The organism is Flavobacterium sp. ZT3R18 (assembly GCF_007097385.1).
Lineage (GTDB): Bacteria > Bacteroidota > Bacteroidia > Flavobacteriales > Flavobacteriaceae > Flavobacterium.
In genome coordinates, this window is record NZ_VJZS01000070.1 from 1 (window position 1) to 1,118 (window position 1,118).

1 pseudogene is annotated in these 1,118 nt (G+C 39.1%); it reads left to right on the plus strand.

The window, feature by feature from the left end:
• A pseudogene (locus tag FNW52_RS20615) lies at positions 1-1,118 on the plus strand (hypothetical protein); the annotation flags it as partial.

The following is a 1,118-nucleotide window of genomic DNA, read 5'->3' on the forward strand; positions in this document are numbered from 1 at the left end:
ACTGAGGGTAATTTTGTAATAGATGTTACTTTGCCAACTGCGGGAATCGCACCTTACAGCTATAGCGTAGATGGTGGTGTTTATCAAAATTTGGTTGCTCCTTTTTCTATTACAGGATTGTCATCAGGATCTCATACGGTTCAGGTAAAAGACTTTAACGGATGTGGAAATGGTGTAGTTACTGTTCCAGTTTTGGTTCCATTAGGAGTATCACCTACGGTAAGTACGGTAGTAACTTGTCCATCAAATCTTGGGGAAGTTACTGCAAACGCAACAGGAGGTTCTAGTAATTACACTTATAGTATAAGTCCGGTAGCTGGTGCTTTAGTTGGAAATGTATTTACAAATTTACCTGCCAATACATATACCGTTACAGTTACTGACGCAGTTACTACTTGTCAGGTTTCTAAAACGGTTGTGTTAGAGGCACCAACTGCGGTTACTTTCAGTACAACAGCAACAGATGTAAGTTGTAATGGCGATAGTAACGGAACTATAACCGTTGTTTTACCAGTAGCAAATGATAACCCAATATATACTTATACTTTGACAGCTACTTCAGGTCCGGCATTAGTTGTGGGTCCTCAGTCGAGTAAAATTTTTACAGGATTGTCAGCAAGATCATATGATATTACTGTTACCTCTGGTAGAGGTTGTTTTAAAACACAAACAGAGACGGTTGGAACGCCATTAGCGTTACTTGTAGATGCATCGTCATCGGTTTCTGCTTTTGGATGTGCATTAGACAATTCTGTAAATACAGCTACAGTGACAGTTAATGAAACCGTAGGGACAGGAAAAGGTCCTTACACTTATAGTATAGATGGAACGAACTATTTCACTACTAATACGTTTAGTATTGTTGATACTGGTTCATCTTATGCTTTAAAAGTTTATGTTAAAGACGCCAATGGTTGTGTTGCAACACGTAATATACCTATTACAACATTGCCAAAAATTACTGCTGCGAGCGCATCAGTAAATGCAGCGATAGATTGTAATAATACGGGATCATTGATTATTAATGTGACCGGAGGTTCAGGAACCTTTACTTACCAAATGTTGCCAGGAGTTGCACAGGCTTCTAACGTATTTGCAGTAACGACACCGGGTGATTA